The organism is Saccharopolyspora karakumensis (assembly GCF_004349225.1).
Lineage (GTDB): Bacteria > Actinomycetota > Actinomycetes > Mycobacteriales > Pseudonocardiaceae > Saccharopolyspora > Saccharopolyspora endophytica.
In genome coordinates this window covers 48,147-67,845 of record NZ_SMLA01000005.1, presented here as the reverse complement: position 1 = coordinate 67,845, position 19,699 = coordinate 48,147, and the positions used below count along the sequence as shown (strand labels likewise).

17 protein-coding genes are annotated in these 19,699 nt (G+C 69.1%); 6 read left to right on the top strand and 11 right to left on the bottom strand.

Annotated features, from left to right (window positions below; all coding sequences use genetic code 11):
• Positions 1 to 62 precede the first annotated feature (62 nt).
• Complete coding sequence (locus E1202_RS05175; protein ID WP_132681401.1) at positions 63 to 1,871, top strand: AMP-dependent synthetase/ligase; 1,809 nt, start codon at positions 63 to 65, stop codon at positions 1,869 to 1,871.
• A gap of 112 nt (positions 1,872 to 1,983) precedes the next feature.
• Here E1202_RS05175 and E1202_RS05170 read toward each other — a convergent pair whose 3' ends face one another.
• From E1202_RS05170 to E1202_RS05160, 3 genes are all read right to left on the bottom strand, one after another.
• The gene (locus E1202_RS05170) at positions 1,984 to 3,288 is read right to left on the bottom strand and encodes a hypothetical protein (protein ID WP_408006087.1); all 1,305 of its coding nucleotides are present in this window, start codon (positions 3,286 to 3,288) and stop codon (positions 1,984 to 1,986) included.
• Positions 3,289 to 3,386: 98 nt separating this feature from the next.
• Positions 3,387 to 4,433 (bottom strand): C40 family peptidase, encoded by a 1,047-nt coding sequence (locus tag E1202_RS05165; RefSeq protein WP_235877717.1) that lies wholly within the window; start codon positions 4,431 to 4,433, stop codon positions 3,387 to 3,389.
• Positions 4,434 to 4,816: 383 nt separating this feature from the next.
• Positions 4,817 to 6,178 carry an NYN domain-containing protein gene (locus tag E1202_RS05160; RefSeq protein WP_132681400.1) on the bottom strand — a complete coding sequence of 454 codons (1,362 nt, stop codon included), beginning with the start codon at positions 6,176 to 6,178 and terminating at the stop codon, positions 4,817 to 4,819.
• Between the two features lie 76 nt (positions 6,179 to 6,254).
• On the opposite strand from E1202_RS05160, the gene E1202_RS05155 reads away from it, so the two are divergent.
• On the top strand, positions 6,255 to 7,970 hold the full coding sequence (locus E1202_RS05155) for a DEDD exonuclease domain-containing protein (protein ID WP_132681399.1): 1,716 nt from the start codon (positions 6,255 to 6,257) through the stop codon (positions 7,968 to 7,970).
• A 228-nt stretch (positions 7,971 to 8,198) separates the two neighbouring features.
• Here E1202_RS05155 and E1202_RS05150 read toward each other — a convergent pair whose 3' ends face one another.
• From E1202_RS05150 to ctaE, 5 genes are all read right to left on the bottom strand, one after another.
• On the bottom strand, positions 8,199 to 8,624 hold the full coding sequence (locus E1202_RS05150; protein WP_132681398.1) for a PPOX class F420-dependent oxidoreductase: 426 nt from the start codon (positions 8,622 to 8,624) through the stop codon (positions 8,199 to 8,201).
• Positions 8,625 to 8,716: 92 nt separating this feature from the next.
• Positions 8,717 to 10,372 carry a cytochrome bc1 complex cytochrome b subunit gene (gene qcrB / locus E1202_RS05145; RefSeq protein WP_132681397.1) on the bottom strand — a complete coding sequence of 552 codons (1,656 nt, stop codon included), beginning with the start codon at positions 10,370 to 10,372 and terminating at the stop codon, positions 8,717 to 8,719.
• Positions 10,369 to 11,499, bottom strand: coding sequence for a cytochrome bc1 complex Rieske iron-sulfur subunit (qcrA, locus tag E1202_RS05140; protein WP_132681396.1), 1,131 nt, complete (start codon positions 11,497 to 11,499; stop codon positions 10,369 to 10,371). Before qcrA ends, qcrB begins: the two co-directional genes overlap by 4 nt.
• Positions 11,496 to 12,302, bottom strand: a complete 807-nt coding sequence (gene qcrC, locus E1202_RS05135; RefSeq protein WP_132681395.1) for a cytochrome bc1 complex diheme cytochrome c subunit — start codon at positions 12,300 to 12,302, stop codon at positions 11,496 to 11,498. The genes qcrA and qcrC overlap by 4 nt, the downstream gene beginning before the upstream one ends.
• Positions 12,303 to 12,390: 88 nt before the next feature.
• Positions 12,391 to 13,002, bottom strand: a complete 612-nt coding sequence (ctaE, locus tag E1202_RS05130) for an aa3-type cytochrome oxidase subunit III (RefSeq protein WP_132672553.1) — start codon at positions 13,000 to 13,002, stop codon at positions 12,391 to 12,393.
• Positions 13,003 to 13,088: 86 nt separating this feature from the next.
• Between ctaE and E1202_RS05125 the strand changes: the two genes are divergently transcribed.
• The 3 genes from E1202_RS05125 to trpD all read left to right on the top strand — a co-directional run bounded on the left by E1202_RS05125 (position 13,089) and on the right by trpD (position 15,290).
• The gene (locus tag E1202_RS05125; protein WP_408006086.1) at positions 13,089 to 13,526 is read left to right on the top strand and encodes a hypothetical protein; all 438 of its coding nucleotides are present in this window, start codon (positions 13,089 to 13,091) and stop codon (positions 13,524 to 13,526) included.
• Between the two features lie 119 nt (positions 13,527 to 13,645).
• On the top strand, positions 13,646 to 14,053 hold the full coding sequence (locus E1202_RS05120) for a hypothetical protein (protein ID WP_132681394.1): 408 nt from the start codon (positions 13,646 to 13,648) through the stop codon (positions 14,051 to 14,053).
• A gap of 202 nt (positions 14,054 to 14,255) precedes the next feature.
• Positions 14,256 to 15,290, top strand: coding sequence for an anthranilate phosphoribosyltransferase (trpD, locus tag E1202_RS05115; RefSeq protein WP_207918471.1), 1,035 nt, complete (start codon positions 14,256 to 14,258; stop codon positions 15,288 to 15,290).
• Between the two features lie 230 nt (positions 15,291 to 15,520).
• On the opposite strand, the gene E1202_RS05110 is transcribed toward trpD, so the two are convergent.
• The 3 genes from E1202_RS05110 to ctaC all read right to left on the bottom strand — a co-directional run bounded on the left by E1202_RS05110 (position 15,521) and on the right by ctaC (position 17,284).
• On the bottom strand, positions 15,521 to 15,805 hold the full coding sequence (locus tag E1202_RS05110; protein ID WP_132681392.1) for an Lrp/AsnC family transcriptional regulator: 285 nt from the start codon (positions 15,803 to 15,805) through the stop codon (positions 15,521 to 15,523).
• Between the two features lie 99 nt (positions 15,806 to 15,904).
• Entirely contained in the window at positions 15,905 to 16,303 is a 399-nt protein-coding gene (locus E1202_RS05105) for a cytochrome c oxidase subunit 4 (RefSeq protein WP_132672549.1), read from the bottom strand.
• Between the two features lie 42 nt (positions 16,304 to 16,345).
• A complete protein-coding gene (ctaC, locus tag E1202_RS05100) occupies positions 16,346 to 17,284 on the bottom strand; it encodes an aa3-type cytochrome oxidase subunit II (RefSeq protein ID WP_207918470.1) in 939 nt (312 codons plus the stop codon).
• A 441-nt stretch (positions 17,285 to 17,725) separates the two neighbouring features.
• Between ctaC and asnB the strand changes: the two genes are divergently transcribed.
• Positions 17,726 to 19,654, top strand: coding sequence for an asparagine synthase (glutamine-hydrolyzing) (gene asnB, locus E1202_RS05095; RefSeq protein WP_132681391.1), 1,929 nt, complete (start codon positions 17,726 to 17,728; stop codon positions 19,652 to 19,654).
• Positions 19,655 to 19,699: the final 45 nt, after the last annotated feature.

The window sequence follows — 19,699 nt, the reverse complement described above, 5'->3', positions numbered from 1 at the left end:
GCCCAGTAACTATCAGCGTTAGGTTGAGCCCACTAGACAGGCTTTTCTTCGGAGGTTTCGACGTGCGAGAGTTCAGCGCACCCGCCACTACGAAAGTGGCCGAGGACGAGAACCTCACCGACATGGTGTGGGCCAACGCGGAGCGTTTCGGGAGCACCGTGAGCTTCCGGCGCCGGGTGGACGGCACCTGGGTCGACGTCACCGCCGCCGACTTCGCCGCGCAGGTCCTGGCCGTGGCCAAGGGCATGATCGCCGCTGGGCTGGAACCCGGCGACCGGGTGGGGCTGATGTCCCGCACCCGCTACGAGTGGACGCTGCTGGACTTCGCGATCTGGACTGTCGGATGCATCACAGTCCCGATCTACGAGACCTCCTCGGCCGACCAGGCCGAGTGGATCCTCACCGACTCCGGCGCGAAGGCGGCCTTCGTGGAGACCGAGGCGCACCGCGCCGAGATCGACAAGGTCGTCGACCGGCTCTCCGAGGTCCGCCACATCTGGCAGATCGAGGGCCCGACCAGCGGCGGCGCGGCCGGCGCGGTCGACGAGCTCACCGCGCTGGGCGCCGAGGTACCCGACCAGCAGGTGCACGAGCGGCGCAGGGCGGTCACCGCCGAGGACGCCGCGACCCTCATCTACACCTCGGGCACCACCGGCCGCCCCAAGGGCTGCGTGCTGACCCACCGCAACCTGCTCGCCGAGGTGCGCGCCGACATCGACGCGTTCCCGCAGCTGACCAAGCCCGGCAACTCGTTGCTGATGTTCCTGCCGATGGCGCACGTGCTCGCCCGCGCGATCACCATCATGTGCATCTACGGCAAGGTCACCCTCGGCCACACCGCGGACGTCAAGGACCTGATCAACGACCTCGGTTCCTTCCGGCCGACGTTCGTGCTGGCCGTGCCGCGCGTGTTCGAGAAGGTTTACAACACCGCCAAGCAGAAGGCCCACGGCGACGGCAAGGGCAAGATCTTCGACGCCGCCGAGGAGACCGCCGTCCAGTACTCCAAGGCCATGGACACCGGCGGCGCGGGGCTCGGCCTCAAGGCCAAGCACGCGGTGTTCAACAAGCTGGTCTACGGCAAGCTGCGCGCCGCGCTGGGTGGTCGTTGCATCGCGGCGGTCTCCGGCGGTGCTCCGCTGGGCGAGCGGCTGGCGCACTTCTTCCGCGGCGTCGGCGTCCCGGTGCTGGAGGGCTACGGCCTGACCGAGACGACCGCCGCGGCCGCGGTGAACGTCGAGGAGGGCTTCAAGGTCGGCACCGTCGGCCGCCCGCTGGCCGGCACCTCGATCCGGATCGCCGAGGACGGCGAGATCCTGATCAAGGGCGACGTGGTGTTCAAGGAGTACTGGAACAACCCGACCGCCACCAAGGAGTCCATCGAGGACGGCTGGTTCCACACCGGCGACCTGGGCTCGCTGGACGACGAGGGCTACCTGCGGATCACCGGCCGCAAGAAGGAGATCATCGTCACCGCCGGTGGCAAGAACGTCGCCCCGGCCGTGCTGGAGGACGGGCTTCGCTCGCACCCGCTGATCAGCCAGTGCATGGTGGTCGGCGACCAGAAGCCGTTCATCGGCGTGCTGATCACGCTGGACCCGGAGTTCGTGCCGTCCTGGCTGGCCAACAACAACCGCCCGGCCGACACGCCGATGTCCGAGCTGATCAACGACCCGGACCTGCGGGCCGAGGTCCAGGGCGCGGTCGACGAGGCCAACAAGGCGGTGTCCCGGGCGGAGGCGATCAAGCAGTTCCGCATCCTCACCGAGGACTTCACCGAGGCCACCGGCGAGCTCACCCCGAGCATGAAGCTCAAGCGCAACAAGGTCGCGGAGAACCACGCGGCCGACATCGAGGCGATCTACTCCTGATCCACCGGCACCGTCCGGTCGACCCGGGCGGTGCCGGGACTCGAACACCTCCGGGTGACACACGGCGGTGCGACGACCGGATTCCCGGTTGGCGCACCGCCGTTCTCGCCCCTCAGGCCAGTGACCTCGGGAGGTCGGCGCCCCAGGCCGCCAGCAGCTGCGGCGAGGTCATGCCGGTGGACTCGTGGAGGGCGGCCTCCGCCTCGTCCGGGCTGGTGGCCATCGCGATGCGGCGGTAGAGCTCGGTGAGGCCCGGCTCGCCCAGGCGCTCCGCCAGGAAGTGCACCACCGACCAGGACTGCTGGTAGGCGAGGTCGAGACGACGACCGGCCTGGTGGAACTCGGTGTTGGTGGGCAGCCGCAGCGGCGGGCCCACTTCCCGGACCGAGCGGGCGAGGTCCGGGGCGACGTCGCGCGGAGCCAGCCCGCTCTTGCGGTAGCCGATGTAGTCCGGGTAGCCCTCCAGCATCCACATCGGAGCGCCGTCGGCGGTGACCGCCCGGGCCGCGACGTGGGTGATCTCGTGCCGCAGCACCACGCCCAGCGCCACGCCGGAGAGCTGCTCGGTGGTGCTCGGGCTCAGCACGACGCGAGCTCCCTCCACGCGCTTCGTCCGGGTGTCCACCAGATCGGCGATTGCCACACCGGCGATGCCGTCGACGGCGAACTCCGGCCCCACCAGCGACCGCAGCTCCTCCGGTGAGCCGGGCACCAGCACGCCCACGCGCTGAGCCCAGCCGCTCCCCCACACCTCGGTCACGTCGGACACCGCCGCGTCCAGCTGCTCCGCGACCCGGTCCACAGCCGCGGAATCGTGGCCGACGACCACCCCGCGATCGGTGCGCCGCACCTCGACGCGGCCGAAGTCCCACGGTCCGCGCCACGCGTCGGGCACCACGCCGGTGTCCTCGGTGAGGTACCAGGAATCGCCCCGGCGGACGAACAGGTAGCCGAGCGGGCGCTGGGTGGGCACCGAGTCGGCACCGGACAGCGCGTACCGCAGCACCACGCGGGACGCCAGCACCTCGTCGGCGGCGGGAACCGGGGCGTGCGGCAGCGGAGCGCCGTCGAGCCGGTAGCCGAAGCTGCTCAGCGGCACGGACCGCAGGTTGTGGAACAGCTGCACCTGGCGCTGCTGGAACTCGGCGGGCGCTTCCGGGTCCACAGTGGCCGCGAACGCCGCTTCGTCGCCGTCCCGGATGGATTCCTCGCGGCGGGTCAGCAGCTCGCTCACGGCCATCTCAGGGGCCGGCAACCGGGCGGCCAGGCCCGCGTGCCCGGCCGCCGCCGGCGCCGGCGGCGGTTCGACCGGAGCCGGGGACGGCAGACCCAGCAGCGCGAGCCCGCCCAGCACCGCGGCCGACGCGGCGAGCACCAGCCAGCCGCGCGCTTTTCCGGTCGAAGACACGGCTCGCATCGTAAGTCCGCTCACCGCACCGGTCGACGCGCACCGCACGTGAAAACGTTTCGGGGCCGGCGCCCGAAGGCACCGGCCCCGAAGCACGACTGCATGGATCAGCCCGCGACGCGGCGCATGGCCGTGACGTCACCGATCTTCTTGTAGTCGGTCACCTTCACCACGTCGCCCGAGGTGGGGGCGTGCACGGCCTTGCCGTTGCCGATGTACATCGACACGTGGCTGACCGGGCTGTAGTAGAAGATCAGGTCGCCCGGCTTGAGCTGGCTGGCCGTCACCGACTTGCCCTCGCTGACCTGGGTCTTGGTCGAGCCGCCGATGGTGACGCCCGCCTGCTTGTAAGCCCAGTACATGAGCCCGGAGCAGTCGAAGCTGCTGGGGCCCTTGGCGCCCCAGACGTACGGCGAGCCCTGCTTGCCCAGCGCCGCGTTGACGGCCTGGATGGCCGCACCGGCACCGGCGATCGAGCCGACACCGGTCTCACCGTCGGAGATCAGGGAGTCCTGATCCTCGCCGCTGAGCTCGGCGTACTTCTCCTCGACCTTCTCGATCTGGTCCTTCATGGCCTTGGACTTGTTCTTCATGTCCACGGCCAGCCGGGCGGCGTCCTGCTCGGCCTGCGCCGCGCGGTTGCGCGCGTCCTTGGCGGTCCGCTCCGCGTCCTCGGCCTGGTGCGTGGCCGCCGCGAGCGCCTTGACCGCGTCGTTGTTGTCCTTGGCCAGCGCGTCCAGCGCGGAAGCGCGGTTCAGGAAGTCATCCGGGGTCTCGCTCACCAGCAGTGCGGAGAGCTTGTTCAACCGCGCGCCCTGGTAGGAGGCGTGGGTGAGCTTGTCGACCTGGCCGCGGAACCTCTCTTCTTCGCCGCGGGCCTGGTTGGCGACCTGCTCGGCCTGCGCGGCCTGAGCTTCGGAACGAGCCAGTTCGGCCTTCTTGGCCTCGTGGTCGTCCTCGGCCTTCTTCATGTCCTCGGTGAGCTGCTCAGCCTGGTGCTGGAGCTCGCGGACCTGCTTGGCCGCGTCCGAGGCGTTGTTCGGGAGAGGCGGGTCTGCGAGGGCGGCACCGCCGGAGGTCATGCCGACGACTGCAGCGACCGCGGTAGCGGCCAGGGCGCCTCGCAATGAGCGCTTGATTCCGTGCGACGCCACGTCGCGCACAGCTCCTTCTGCTTCCGACCGCCTGACCGCATGCGGAAAATCCGCTGGAACGCGGCCCGGTTCCCCGACAAAACCGAATCAGCGGCGCCTCGCGTGTCGCCCGGTATGAGCAACTGATCGCCACGAGGACTCAGGTAGGTTACGAAAGGTGAGGCGACACGTCTAGAAGCGGGGCCCGTTTTCTACTGAGCGCGACTGAACGCCCCTAACGGAGGATAGTCACTTGCTCACAGTAACGGATCTTGCGCCACTTTCACCTGGACTTGTCACCACAACACGCCCACCTTCGGGATACGGAGCGTACCCGAGTGATCCACTATGACTTCCGACACCTCCCCGAAGTCGCCGGGCGGCACCGGAACAGCGGCGAACGGCTAGACCCGGTTCAGCCGCGCCAACAACATCGCCGAGGACACCGAGTAGGCGCCGCGCCGCTGCACCGAGGTCACCACCGCCCGGTCCGACGTGGCGACCACGACCTGACGACCCTCCGGCTCGGCGGCGACCAGATCGCGGATCACGTCGTCGGCCTGCACCCCTGATTCGCTGAACAGCACCCGCACACCGCGAGGCCCCGCGGTCGGCACCGCCAGCACGTCCGCGCCGTCGAAGACCAACGTGACCTCGGCACCGGTGCGTGCGGACAGCGCCGCGAGCTGATGGCCCAGCCGATCGCGCTGATCGGCCAGCGGCAGCTCCGGATACCCGGTCTTGGTGACGTTGTAGCCGTCCACGATCAGGTGCACCGCGGGCAGACCCAGGAGCCGGTCCAGCGCGGCGACGTCGGCGACCTCGCCGGAAGTCGCGGTCTGCTCCCGGACCCGCCGGACCACGTCGGCCGGGCGCGGCCCGGAACCGGCGGCACCGAGCTCGCGGCGCAAACCGCCGACCGCGCCCTCCAAGGTCTCCAGCAGCAGCGCGAGCCGGACCTCGTCGCCCTGCCGCGCCTCCCGGGCGCTCTCCCGCGCCACCCGCACCTCGGCGGCGGCGTGATCGGCGCGCTGCCGCTCCTCCTGCGCGCGCAGGCGTTCGCGGTCCCGGTCGGCGGCGACCTCGGCGACGGCCGATTCCCGCTCCTCGTGGGCCAGCGCGAGCTCCTCCCGCGCGGCCTCGGCCGCGTCCTTGGCCTCCCGCAGCCGCACGCCCTGCTCCCGCAAGCGCTTCCGCAGCCGGTCGGCCTCCGCGTTGCCCGCGGCCTGATCCGCCGACTCGCGCGCCCGCGCGAGCTCCGCCTTGAGCCGGTCGACCTCGGTGGTCAGCCGCTCGACCTTGGCCTGGGCCGAATCGCGTTCGGCCCGCAACTGCCCCTGCTCGCTGCGGAACCCGATCAGCTCCGCGTAGTGCGAGGCGATCGCGGCGCCCTGCAACACCGCCGCCGCACCGACGACCACCGGATCGGGGTCCTGCAACGACAGCGCCCCCGGGCGGTGGTTGCGGCACCAGTCCAGCACCGAGGTGCGGAACACCGAGGACTCGCGCAGCGCGCTCAGCAGCGCGGGCTGACCGAGCTTGGCGCGCTTGGCCGGTGCGAAGCGCACGACCGGGCGCAGCGCGGCGGGCACGTCGGTCGAGCGCATCTCGTCGAGCGCGCCCGCGGCCAGGTCGGCCAGGCGGGCGCGCAGCGGAGGCGGCAGGTCCTCGGGATCGACAGGCGCGGCACCGGGAGTCTGCTGGGAACCGTCCACAGCGGACTCCTCCGGAGTGGGACCGTCCGGCCCCGAGTTCGGTGTCGCCATTCCCACAGGCTAATCGTCGTCGTTCCGCGCACACGCACGCGTGGCGGTGTCGGTGGGGGGACGTAGCGTGCCGATGATGTCCGCGCACCGCCAACTGACCTTCGACGAGATCGCCATCAGCGAGGGAATCCCGCTGCAGGAGGCGACGTTCGTGGTGGTCGACCTCGAGACCACCGGAGGCGACCGGCAGGGCGACGCCGTCACCGAGATCGGCGCGGTGAAGGTGCGCGGCGGTGAAGTGCTCGGCGAGTTCGCAACCCTGGTCAACCCGGAACGCGGCATCCCGCCCGCCGTCGTGTCGATCACCGGCATCACCGAGGCGATGGTGCACGACGCACCTCGCTGGGACAGCGTGCTGCCCGCGTTCCTGGAGTTCTGCCGCGGCGCGGTGCTGGTCGCGCACAACGCGCCCTTCGACCTCGGATTCCTGCGGGCCGGCTGCGAACAGCTCGGACTGGAATGGCCCAAACCGCAGGTCGTCGACACCGTCCGGCTGGCCCGCCGGGTCCTGACCCGCGACGAGACGCCCAACCACAAGCTCGGCACGCTGGCCCGCGTCCTGGGCGCCCGCACCGAACCCGTGCACCGCGCGCTGGACGACGCCCGCGCCACCGTCGACGTGCTGCACGCCCTGCTGGAACGACTCGGGCCGCTGGGCGTGCGCACCCTGGAGGACCTGCTCGGGCACCTCCCGGACGTCACGCCCCAGCAGAAGCGCAAGCGCGGCCTGGCCGACTCGCTGCCCAACTCCCCCGGCGTCTACCTCTTCCGCGGCCCCAACGACGAGGTGCTCTACGTCGGAACCGCCTCCGACCTGAGACGACGCGTGCGGCAGTACTTCACCGCGGGCGAGCGCAGGTCCCGCGTCAAGGAGATGGTCGGCATCGCCGATCGGGTGGACCACGTCGAGTGCGCGCACCCGCTGGAAGCCGAAGTGCGGGAACTGCGGCTGCTCTCGGCGCACCAGCCCCGCTACAACCGGCGCTCCAAGTTCCCGCAGCGCGCGTGGTGGGTGGTGCTCACCGACGAGGCGTTCCCGAGGCTGTCGATCGTGCGCACGCCGCGCGAGGACGCGCTGGGACCCTTCGGTTCCCGGCACACCGCGAGCGCGGCCGTCGAAGCCCTGCAGTCGGCGACCTTCGTCCGGCGCTGCACCGAGCGCCTCTCACCGCGCAAGCCGATCCGACCGTGCGCGCTGCACGAGCTGGGCCGGTGCGGCGCCCCGTGCGCCGGGTTGCAGAGCGCCGAGGAGTACCAGCCCGAGGTCATCGCCATCCGCGACGTCATCCGCGGGCGCAGCGGAGACCTGCTCGAGCGGTTGCGCGAGGAGCTCCAGCGGCTCTCCGACACCGAGCGCTTCGAGGACGCCGCCAACCACCGCGACCGGCTCGCCGACCTCGTCCGCTCGCTGGACCGCGGCCAGCGGCTGTCCGCGCTCGCCTCGGTCCCGGAACTCGTCGCGGCCCGCCCCGACGGGCGGCGCGGATGGCACCTGTCGGTCATCCGCCACGGCCGCCTCGCCTCCGCCGGGGTCGCGCGCCGGGGCGTTCCTCCGATGCCGGTCGTCGACGTGCTCCAGGCGTCGGCGGAAACCGTCCTCGACGGCCCCGGTCCCCTCCACGGCGCGACCGCCGACGAGACCCGCGTCATCTACCGCTGGCTCACCACCGGCGGCACCCGCCTGGTCCGCACCACCACGCCCTGGACCGAACCCGCGAGCGCAGCAGCCACCTGGCGGACCTGGCTCGACAAGGCCACCACAGGCCGAACCCCCTACGCAGCCATCGACTGATCCCACCCGGGCCCCTGATCCCCCGGCCATCAGAATCCCGGCGCGTCCCGTGCGTCCCCACCCGGAATACCGCCGAAATCAGGGACCGGAGAACGGCCGCATTCAGGGACCCGACTACGGCCGCATTCAGGACCACCACACGGAAAACTGCCGCAAATCCGGTTCGCCGGGCGGAATACGGCCGCAGTCGGGGGTCTGATTACGGCGGTATTCCGGGTCGGGGTCGAGTCAGGCAGTCATGTCGAAGGCGGCGTTGATCTTGGTGGGGTGGAGGCGGATCGCGAGCTCGCCGGGAACGCCGTTGCGGCGGCCGAACTCCTCGGCCTTGTCCGGCCCGACGTAGCGAGCCGCGATCATCGTGGCGGTGTCGACGAGGTCCTGCGGATCCTCCGACACCTCCGCAGTGCCCTGCACCTGCACGAACGCGTACGGCGGCTGAGGCAGGTCGACGCACAGCGCCAGTCGCGGGTCGCGGCGGGCGGACCTGCCCTTGGCGGAGTCCTTGCCGGTGTTGAACACCAGCACGTCGCCGTCGAGGACGAACCACACCGGCGCGACCAGCGGACGGCCGTCGGAAGAGGTGAAGCCGAGCAACCCGGTGCGGGTGCCCTGCGAGAGGAACTCGCGGACCTTCGGATCCTGCAACGTAGCCATGCCCGGACGCTACCGAGCACCGCGAACACGCGCCGGGAACGCGACACGGCCCGGTACCCGCTCGGGGTACCGGGCCGTGTCGACTTCGGTGCTTATTCCGTCGGCTGCGAAGGCCTGCCGGCGGTCAGCTGCGTGCGATCCTCGGCTTCGCGGACCGCGTCGTCGTGACGGGCCTGCTCCAGCGCGGCGGTCTCCTCGACCGGGTCCGGCTTCAGCAGGCTGCCCTCGACCGGGTGGCCGGCGGCGCCCAGCTGGTTCATCTTCTTCGGCACCGGAGCGCCCTGGTAGGGCAGCGCCTCCGGGTGACCGTGGTCGTCCACCGGGCCGAGCGGCTGGTGGACCTCGATGAACTCACCGTGCGGGAGCCGCTTGATGATGCCGGTCTCGACGCCGTGGTCGAGCACCTCACGGTCGCTGTGCTGGAGACCCAGGCACATCCGGTAGGTGATCCAGTAGGCGATCGGCGGCGCCACCAGCAGGCCGATGCGGCCGGCCCAGGTCATCGCGTTCAGCGAGATGTTGAACTCGAAGGCGATGATGTCGTTGGTACCGGAGATCATCAGCACCATGAAGAACGTCAGCGCCATGGCACCCAGCGAAGTGCGTACCGGGTTGTCGCGCGGACGCTGCAGCAGGTTGTGGTGCGCGTTGTCGCCGCTGAGCTTGCGCTCGATGGCCGGGTACATGATCGCCACCGTGAAGATCATGCCCATGAACAGCGCGGTCGGGAAGAACGGCGCCGGGATCGTGAACGGTCCCAGGTAGACCTCCCAGGCCGGCCACAGACGCGACGAACCGTCCGTCCAGATCATGTACCAGTCGGGCTGCGACGCGGCGGAGATCTGCGAGGCGATGTACGGGCCCAGGTTCCAGATCGGGTTGATCTGGAAGACACCGGCCATGATCGCGCAGACGCCGACGACCATCGCGAAGAAGGCACCGGCCTTGACCGCGAACACCGGCATGATGCGGACGCCGACCACGTTGCTCTCGGTGCGCTTCACGCCCGGGAACTGGGTGTGCTTCTGGTACCAGACCAGCGCCAGGTGCGCCGCGACCAGACCCAGGATCAGACCCGGCAGCAGGAACACGTGGAACAGGTAGAACCGCGGGATCAGGTCGGTGCCGGGGAACTCGGCGCCGAACAGGATCCAGTGAATCCAGGTGCCGAGCACCGGGACCGACATGGTGATGCCGGAGGCGATGCGGACACCGGTACCGGACAGCAGGTCGTCCGGCAGCGAGTAGCCGGTGAAGCCCTCGAACATGCCCAGGATGAACAGCGTGACGCCGATCATCCAGTTCGTCTCACGCGGGCGCCGGAACGCACCGGTGAAGAAGATGCGCAGCATGTGCGCCACCATCGACGCCATGAACAGCAGCGCCGCCCAGTGGTGCAGCTGGCGGGCGAACAGACCACCGCGGACCTCGAAGGAGATGTTCAGCGTGCTCTCGAACGCCCGCGACATCTCCACGCCGCGAAGGTTGGTGTACAGGCCCTGGTACTCGACCTCCTGCATGGAGGGGTCGAAGAAGAAGGCCAGGTACGTGCCCGTGATCAGCAGCAGGATGAACGTGTAGAGCGCGATCTCGCCGAGCAGGAACGACCAGTGCGTCGGGAAGACCTTGTTCAGCTGCCGCCGCATGCCGGGAGCCAAGCGGTAGCGCGTGTCCAGCTCGTCGGCCGCGTGCGCGACTTTGCCGTACAGCTTGCTCTCTCCCTTCGTGGGCGTGGTGATCGAACTCATGACTTACGCTCCCAGTACGCCGGACCGACGGGCTCGATGAAGTCGCCTTTCGCCACGAAGTAGCCGTCCTCGTCCACCGTGATCGGCAGCTGGGGCAGGGCACGCGTGGCCGGGCCGAACACCGGCTTCGCATAGGTGTTGACCACGTCGAACTGCGACTGGTGGCACGGGCAGAGCAGGCGGCCGGTCTGCTGCTCGAACAGCGACGTCGGGCAGCCCAGGTGGGTGCAGATCTTCGAGTAGGCGTAGTAGTCGCCGTAGTTGAAGTCTTCCTGCCCCTTGCGCTTGACCGGCTTGCTGCCGGGGCGGAGCCGGATCAGCATGACCGGCGCATCGCCCTTGCGCATCGAGGTGATCAGCTCGTGCTCGTCGTGCCGCCAGGCTTCCCGGAACGGGAAGACGGTCTCGAAGCCACCGGCGTCGATGTCCTCGGGCCGCACCAGCGAGACGTCGTGCGGGTTGCCGGTGTCGCGGCGCAGGTAGATCTTCTCGCCGGGGTGCTCCGGCATCCAGCCGGTGTGCAGCAGCGACTCCTGGCCCTCTTCGGCCCAGGGGTTGCGCACCATGCCGCCGAGGGCGAACACGCCGGCGCCGAGACCGAAGGCACCCAGGCCGAAGCCGGCGGTGCGCGTGATCATCTTGCGGCGGGCGATGCCGCTGCGGTTGCCCGCGTCGGCCAGGATCGCGGCGGTCGTCTGCCGGTCGACCTCGCTGGACCCGTGGCCGTCGTGGCGCTGCTGCACCGCGACCTCGTGCGGGATGAACTTCTTCTGGTACTGCACGACGCCGATGCCCACGGCCAGGATCGACAGGCCGAGGAAGAAACCGATCAGCGGGTTGTACAGCGAGTAGATGAAGTGCGCGGTCGGATCGGTCGAGGGCTGGTAGCCCCACGGCCAGAAGATGAACACCGCGATGAAGGCCAGCGCGGACAGGCCGGCCAGCACGAACCAGGCGGCGACGTTGCGCTCGGCACGTCGCTCGGCGCGGGTCCCGCTGACCGGGAAGTTGTCCCGGTACTCGACCAGCTCGACGTCGTCGAGCGCCAGACCGAGCCGCATCTTCTCGTCGCGGCTCATCTCGGCCAGCTCGGCCTCGGTGTAGTCCTTGTTCTCTTGCTCACTCATGCCCTGGCTCCGATCCACAGGGTGAGGCCGATCAGCGCTCCGAGTCCGACGACCCAGGCGATCACCGTTTCCGGGCCGGGGCCGTAACCGCCGAGGGAGTTGCCGCCCGGGTTGTTGTTGCCGTTGGTGACGGACTTGACGTAGGCGATGATGTCTTTCTTCTCTTCCGGCGTGAGCTGCCGGTCCGAGAACTTGGGCATGTTCTGCGGCCCGGTGAGCATCGCGTGGTAGATGTCCTGCTCGGTCGCCTGGTCCAGGTTCGGCGCGAACTTGCCGGAGGACATCGCGATGCCGCGTCCGGTGAAGTTGTGGCAGGACGAGCAGTTGAGGCGGTAGAGCTCGCCACCGCGCGAGGGGTCGCCGCCCTGCAGCGCCTGACCGGACTGCTTCTGGGCCTCCGGCCCACCGCCGTAGGTCTGCACGTACGCGCCCAGCGCGTCGATCTCCTCCGGGGTGAACTTCGGCGGCTTGCGCACCGCCTGAGCTTCCTGGCGGACCATCGGCATGCGGCCGGTGGAGACCTGGAAGTGCACCGCGGCTTCGCCGACGCCCGTCAGGCTGGGTCCACGGTCCTGCACGCCCTGCAGGTTGGATCCGTGGCAGCTGATGCAGGCGTTGTTGTAGAGCTGCTCGCCCTGCCTCACCAATGCCGGGTCCGCTGCGGCGTGCGCGGTCTGCGGCTCGGGAGTCAGGACGGTGTACAGCCCACCGGCACCCACCAACGCGATGCCCAGCGCCAGTACACCGGAGATCCGCCGCTTGAGCTTCGAGCCCGCGCGGTTCCGTTTCTTAGTGGTGGTCATGAGTGCGGCAACCCTTGCTGTCCGGTTCGGGGTGTTCGTTTCGGCCTCGTTCGTGCCAGGCGATCGAGGTTCCTCGCTGGAGGAGCGATCACGGGACGAGGTAGATCACGGCGAAGAGGCCGATCCACACGATGTCCACGAAGTGCCAGTAGTACGACACGACGATCGCTGCGATGGCTTGAGCCGGCGTGAACTTGCTGAGCTTCGTCCGGATGATCAGGAAGACGAACGCGACCAGTCCGCCGATGACGTGCAGCCCGTGGAAGCCGGTCGTCATGTAGAAGACCGTTCCGTAGGCCGACGACGCGATCGTGGTCGCGTGCTCGGTGACCAACTGGAAGTACTCACCGGCCTGCCCGAGCACGAAGACCGTGCCCATGATCAGCGTGATCACGTACCACCGGCGGAGACCGAAGACGTCACCCCGCTCCGCCGCGAACACGCCCCACTGGCAGGTGAACGAAGACGCCACCAGGATGACCGTGAACGGGAGGGCATACGGGAGGTTCAGGTGAGTGGGCGGTGGTGGCCACGCGCCCTCGTTCTGCGCCTTCACCGTGAAGAACATGGCGAAGAGTCCAGCGAAGAACATCAGCTCGCTGGCCAACCAAACGATGGTGCCGACGCTGACCATGTTGGGTCGGTTCAGCGAGTGCACGCGTTGACTGATTGAGGGCGCTGCCGTTGTCACGCGACGCATTATGTCTTGCAGCTTTTCACCTCGCGCCCTCGGGTCCTCCCCTACGCCCGCGAGGTGATCGGATTGCGATCTGGAGGTCACTCAACGTGAAAGCTCTTCGGTCCGCTCTGGCCGCGCTGGGACTCCGCCGGACCGACCGCGACAAGCCCGTGATCAGCATCGATGACCCCGGACTGCAGGTGGTGGTGTGGTCCTACGACGACACCGAGGCCGCGTCGACGGCACTGGCCAGAGCCACCGTGTGGCAGCCCGACGACCCGGCGGTGCTGCGCCACCACCTGGCACTTCCCGGTGGCGTGGTCGACACCGCGAGGGCCTTGCTGGCCTCGGATGAGTGGACCTTGCGCCCCGGCGGCCGCGGAGTTGACCTCAGCGTGTCCGGATTGACCCCGTTGGTCGCGCTCCGTGTGCAGCGATTGGATGCGTTGCATTGCTCACAGGAGGCCTCCCGGATGGCCGGTCTGGCGCAACGGCACGGCGGCGAGAGCTTCGGCTGGGACGCCCTGCAGCCCGGGGCGGAATGATCGAATCCGGCCGGGTGGCTACTGTCACACCCGCTCGGGCGGCTAGCATTCGGACCTGTTAATGCCCCGTGCTGCGCAGATCGGGTGCGGGTGTCCGCAAGCTCGCCGAGGAGCCAGTGATGAGCACCGCAACAACGAACGTTCTCGTGTTCAGCCACCGCGCCGAGGTCCGGGAGGCGATCATCAACGCCGTCGGGCGACGCCCGGCACCCGATCTGGACCGGCTGCACTACACCGAGGCGAGCACCGTCGCCGACGTCCTCAGCGAGGTCGACGCGGGCAAGGTCGACCTGCTGATCCTGGACGGCGAAGCGCAACCGACCGGCGGCATGGGCGTGTCCCGGCAGCTCAAGAACGAGATCACCCAGTGCCCGCCGGTGGTCGTGGCGGTCCGCCGCAAGGACGACCGATGGCTCGCCACCTGGTCGCAGGCCGACGCGGTCCTGGTGCACCCGCTGGACCCGCTGGCCTCCGCCGAGACCGTCGCGGAGGTCCTGCGCACCCAGGGCAAGTCCGTCCCGGCCTGATCCCGCCACGCCCGTGAGTGCGGCGAGGCGACTCGGTCTGCGCAGGCGCCGACCGGACCGCAGCGGAATTCCGCTTTCCGGTTTCCGCTGAGATCCGGTCGGTGCCTGCGATCCATGCCATATCGGGCAGATCAGGAGGCGTGCGCGGCGGCACGATAGTTTTCCTTGGACAGCCGAACCGACGGAGTAGATCGTGGGAACCATGGCGGGAAGTTGGGCAGGGCTGCTGGGCAGCCTGGTCGCGGGTGCGGACCTGTCCGCGGAGGACACCGCCTGGGCCATGGACCTGATCATGTCTGGCGAGGCGACACCGGCCCAGGTGGCGGGCTTCGTGGTGGCGCTGCGCGCCAAGGGCGAGACGTCCGCCGAGGTGCGCGGCATGGCCGACGCGATGCTCCAGCACGCCCGCACGCTGGACATCACCCAGCGCGCGGTGGACATCGTCGGCACCGGTGGTGACCGCAGCGGCAGCGTGAACATCTCCACCATGGCCTCGATCGTGCTGGCCGCGTCCGGGGTGACCGTGGTCAAGCACGGCAACCGCGCGGCCTCGTCGAAGTGCGGCACGGCCGACGTGCTCGAAGAGCTCGGCGTGGCGATCGACCTGCCGCCGGCCGCCGTGGCGCGCTGCGTGGAGGAGGTCGGCATCGGCTTCTGCTTCGCGCCGGTGTTCCACCCCGCGTTCAAGCACGCCGGGGCCCCGCGGCGCGAGATCGGCATCCCGACCGCGTTCAACGTGCTGGGCCCGCTGACCAACCCGGCCCGACCGGCCGCGGGCCTGATCGGCTGCGCGGACCGCCGGATGGCGCCGGTGGTCGCCGAGGTGTTCGCCGCGCGCGGCAACGCGGCGCTGGTGGTGCGCGGCGACGACGGCATGGACGAGATCACCACCACGGCCGCCAGCACGCTCTGGGTGGTCAACGACGGCATGGTCCGCGAGGACGCGCTGGACCCGCAGGACTTCGGCATCGCCCGCAGCCGCCCGGAGGACCTGCAGGGCGGCGACGCGAAGGACAACGCCGAGGTCGTCCGCGACCTCCTGGCGGGCGCCACCGGCCCGGTCCGCGACGCGGTCCTGCTCAACGCGGCAGGCGCCTGCGTCGCCTACGACAGCCCGGGAACGGACCTGCGGCCCCAGTTCGAGGCCGGCCTGACCCGAGTGGCCGAAGCCATCGACTCGGGCGCCGCAGCAGCCCTCCTGGACCGCTGGACAACCCTCTGCGCAGAACTCCGCTGAAGGAACAGCTGCTCGCTTTGCTCAGCGGCGGCCGAGGCACCGTCAGGCAAGCGACGACGTCGCCTTCTCAGTACCCCACCTGAGCAGTTTGCACCGCTGCGGGTTCTGACACGTCTTCTGAAGAGCACAGCCGCAGCGCCGCGTATTCGACATACGCAAGTCGCGGATCCCGGAGCCAGAAGGCGTGTCAGGCTCCGCCACCCGCACCGCCACGCAGAAGGATCAACCCACTACTCCTCTTCAAGACCGATGGAGAAGGCTGCTTCCGTGTCCCTGCGGGAGTAGGAGCGGAAGGCGATGTGGGTGTCGGTGTCCTGGACGCCGGCGACCTTGTTGATCTTGCCGGGGACGATGTCCGCGAGGTGCTCGTGCTTGGCGACGCGGAGCATCGCGATCAGGTCGACATCACCCGCGCAGGAGTAGACCTCGTCGACGCCGTCGATGTCGGCGATCTCCTGGGCCGCCTCGGTGAGGCGGTCGGCGGCGGTCTGGATCAGCACGATGGCCGTGATCACGAGGGAGAACCTCCTGCTGCGTGGTTGTTCGTCGGACGAGATCCTAGATGCGAAAAGGCCCCTCGGTCGCGACCGAGGGGCCTTTCACGTTCTCTTGCGTCAGTGGCTGCTCTGACCGGTGTGGTACTCGAACACCAGCCCGGCGACCATGATCAGCAGGAAGCCGACCGCGAGCACGATCATCCAGACGTGGAAGAACGCCAAGGCGATGCCCGCGAACGCCGCACCGGCAGCCAGGCCGACCGGCCAGTAGCTGCCCGGGCTGAAGAAGCCCAGCTCACCAGCACCGTCGCTGATCTCCGCGTCCGGGTTGTCCTCGGGACGCTCCTCGATCCGGCGAGCCACGAAGGAGAAGTAGCTGCCGATGATCAAGGACAGACCGCCGACCAGGACCAGCGCCACGGTGCCCACCGGCTCCTTGGCCCAGACGCCGTAGACGACTGCGGACAGGAAGAAGAAAACGGTGATGATGTTGAAGATCTTCGATTCGACCTTCATGGAGTCCTCGCTCTCACGCCGTACGCCCTGTCGAGGGCACCCCTAGCTGTTCGTCCCGATGCCGGAGGGCACGCCACCGGTGCGGTCGGTGTTGAACGGAACACCGGTCACCGCGTGCGGCGTGCACAGCTCACCGCAGTTCATCGCGCCGAGAGCCTCGGCAGCGGTGTAGGTCTGCCCCGTCTGCGGGTTCACCTGGGTGCGCAGCTGCATGTACCGGTCGAACTTGTCCGGCGACAGCGCCCGGACCTCGAAGTTCATCATCGCGTGGTAGGTGCCGCACAGCTCGGCGCACCGGCCCACGAACGAGCCTTCCCGCTCAACGGTGTTCTGGAAGACGTTGTCCTGGTTGTTCTTCTCCGGGTACGGGAAGGTGTCCCGCTTGAAGTGCCACTCCGGGACGAAGAACGAGTGGATCACATCGGTGGACCTGATGTGGTACTCGACGCGCTGCCCGACCGGCACGACCAGCAGCGGGATCTCGCTGCTGCTGCCGACGGTGCGCACCGGCTGCCCGTCCGGCGTCTTGTAACCGGGGTAGTTGAACTCCCAGTTCCACTGGAACGAGATCACGTTCACGGTCTGGTCCGGCTTCGCCGGTTTGGCCAGAACCGTGTTCTGCGTGACCGCCGTGAAGTAGAACAGCACGACCACCAGCACGAACGGAATCGCCGTGTAGATGAGCTCGAGCGGCAGGTTGTACTGGAACTGACGCGGCAGTTCCTCGTCGTTCTTCTTCTTGCGGTGGAAAGCGACCGACCAGAAGATCAGTCCCCACACCAACACACCGACCGCGAGTGCTGCGATCACCGACCAGGTCCACAGGTTCCGCATCGCCTCGGCCTGCGGGGTGACACCCTCTGGCCATCCGAACCGCAGGACCTCGTCGGTCGTGCAGCCAGTGGCCGCGACACCAACCAGGCCGATCAGACCAGCGACCTTGACCAGCCGTGGCACTCGGGTCCCCTCCTTCAGGCCCACTGCGCGACGCCTCCTCGTGCAAAACTCACCGAAGCGGCTTGGTCGATCCCCGTTCGCCCGCAGGCAACCGCAGATCCGCCGCCGGAATCCTGGGCAGAGCCTAGCCCAGGTGTAGCCGCGATACTGCTCCGGGGGCGTCGATCGCTCGCTCAGGGCTCGTCTCGAAGCGGCGGAGCCGCTTTCTCCTTCTGGCGACCACCTGAGCAGCCTGCACCGCCGGGGGTTCTGAGCGGCTTCGTGGCGAGCACGCCGCGACGCCGCGTATCGACATACTCAAGGAGTGGCGCGCGGAGTCCACGGAGCCGCTCAGGTTCCGCCACCCGCACCGCCACGCACAACGACCACGAACCGCTCCCCACCACGCGCGTGCAGCGCGCGGGCCAGGGTTCTGCATACTGGAGCCAGCCTTTTCCCCCCGACTCGGAGAGGTGCACGAGACGCGTGTGCGGCCTGCTTGGACTCATCTGTCCCACTGAAGAATCTGCCGGTTACAGCGTGAACGCCGTGGCCAACGCGCTGCCCTGTCAACGACACCGGGGACCGGACGAGAGCGACACGTGGCAGGGCGGTGAAGTCGTCCTCGGCTTCAACCGGCTGTCCATCATCGACCTTGAGCACTCCCACCAGCCGTTGACCTGGGGACCGCCGGAGAACCCGCGGCGCTACACCATCACGTTCAACGGTGAGATCTACAACTACCTGGAGCTGCGCGCCGAGCTCATCGAGCAGTACGGCGCCCGCTTCGCCACCGACGGCGACACCGAGGTCATCGTCGCCGCCTACCACTACATGGGACCGCACTCGGTCGGCCGGCTGCGCGGCATGTTCGCGTTCATGATCTGGGACAGCGAGCGCAAGGTGGTCTACGGCGCGCGCGACCCGTTCGGCATCAAGCCGCTGTTCTACGCCACCGGACCCGGCGGCACGGCCTTCGCCAGCGAGAAGAAGAGCCTGCTCAGCCTGGCCAACACGCTCAAGATCGGCGAGGAGCTCGACCACAAGGCGCTGCAGCACTACTTCGTGCTCCAGTACGTGCCGGAGCCCGAGTCGCTGCACCGGCAGATCCGCCGGATCGAGTCGGGCACCTCGTTCACCGTCTCGCCGGGCGGGCAGCTGGTGACCGAGCGGTACTTCCAGCCGAACTTCCGGCCGCGCCCGGCCAACACCGACGCCGACGTGCGGCGGCTGCAGAACGAGATCGTCGATGTGATGCGCGACTCGGTCGCCAAGCACATGCGCGCGGACGTGACCGTCGGCTCGTTCCTGTCGGGCGGCATCGACTCCACGGCGATCGCGGCGCTGGCCAAGGAGCACAACCCGAACCTGATCACCTTCACCACCGGCTTCGAGCGGCAGGGCTACTCGGAGGTGGACGTGGCCGCCGAGTCGGCCGCGGCGATCGGCGTCAAGCACGTGGTCCGCACCGTCTCCGCCGAGGAGATGATGGAGGCGCTGCCGCTGATCATCTGGTACCTCGACGACCCGGTGGCCGACCCGGCGCTGGTCCCGCTGTGGTTCATCGCCCGCGAGGCCCGCCAGCACGTGAAGGTGGTGCTCTCCGGCGAGGGCGCCGACGAGCTCTTCGGCGGCTACACGATCTACCGCGAGCCGCTGTCGCTGGCACCGTTCGAGAAGGTGCCGGGCGCGCTGCGCAAGGCGATGGGCAAGGTCTCCAGCCGCATCCCGGAGGGCGTGCGCGGCAAGGACCTGCTGCGCCGCGGTTCGCTGGACCTGGAGGAGCGCTACTACGGCAACGCGCGCATCTTCCGGGACGACCAGCTGCGCAACATCATGCGCGCCTTCGACCCGGGCGTGTCGCACAAGGACGTCACCGGTGGCCCGTACAGCCTGTCGAAGGACTGGGACCCGGTGACCCGGATGCAGCACGTGGACCTGTTCACGTGGCTGCGCGGCGACATCCTGGTCAAGGCCGACAAGGTGACCATGGCCAACTCGCTGGAGCTGCGGGTCCCGTTCCTCGACAACGAGGTCTTCCGGGTGGCCAGCACGGTGCCGCTGGAGCAGAAGATCACCAGCGAGACCACCAAGTACGCGCTGCGCCAGGCGCTGTACCAGGTCGTCCCGGCGCACGTGCTCAACCGGCGCAAGCTCGGCTTCCCGGTGCCGATCCGGCTCTGGCTCAAGGACGAGATGCACGACTGGGCGCGCAACATCATCCAGCAGTCCCAGACCGATCACCTGCTGGACCGCCGAGCGATCCTGCAGCTGCTGGAGGAGCACCGCTCCGGCGTCCTCGACCACAGCCGCCGCCTCTGGGCCCTGCTGGTCTTCATGCTCTGGCACGCCATCTTCATCGAGGGCCGCCTCTCCCCCGAGGTCCCCGAACCCCACTACCCCGTGCGCCTCTGACCACGGATCCACGAAACGGCCGGTTCACCTCGCTGGAGGTGGACC